This window comes from Legionella quateirensis, from assembly GCF_001467955.1.
Classification (GTDB): Bacteria; Pseudomonadota; Gammaproteobacteria; order Legionellales; family Legionellaceae; genus Legionella; species Legionella quateirensis.
Genome location: NZ_LNYR01000012.1, coordinates 418,639 through 419,105, shown reverse-complemented (window position 1 = coordinate 419,105; position 467 = coordinate 418,639). Strand labels below are relative to the sequence as shown.

Here is a 467-nt window from a genome sequence, read left to right as displayed (position 1 = left end):
CGCTGGTTCTCGTCACCCTCTGCTGGTTCTCGTCACCCTCTGCTGGTTCTCGTCACGCTCTGCTGGTTCTCGTCACGCTCCGCTGGTTCTCGTCACCCTCCGCTGGTTCTCGTCACCCTCCGCTGGTTCTCGTCACCCTCCGCGAAGGCGGAGGGTCCATGAATGGTAAGTTCAATACTGAATAACCAGTAACATGTATTCATATCAGCATATTTCAACATACCAAAAAGGGAACCTTATATTCTGGTATAAAATCAAGTCTCATCAATAGGCTTGGGAACACACGAATAATGCGATTATGAAAATCACAAACAAAATGATAAAGAATGGACCCTCCGCCTTCGCGGAGGGTGACGAAGATGATATGCGGAGGGTGACGAAGATGATATGCGGAGGGTGACGAAGATCATATGCGGAGGGTGACGAAGATGATATGCGGAGGGTGACGAAGATGATATGCGGAGGGT

At 49.7% G+C, this 467-nt stretch carries 1 protein-coding gene; it reads left to right on the top strand.

The window, feature by feature from the left end; genetic code table 11:
• The coding region (locus tag Lqua_RS18700; RefSeq protein ID WP_238585540.1) for a hypothetical protein at positions 1–185 on the top strand (185 nt) is incomplete at its 5' end.
• Positions 186–467 lie beyond the last annotated feature (282 nt).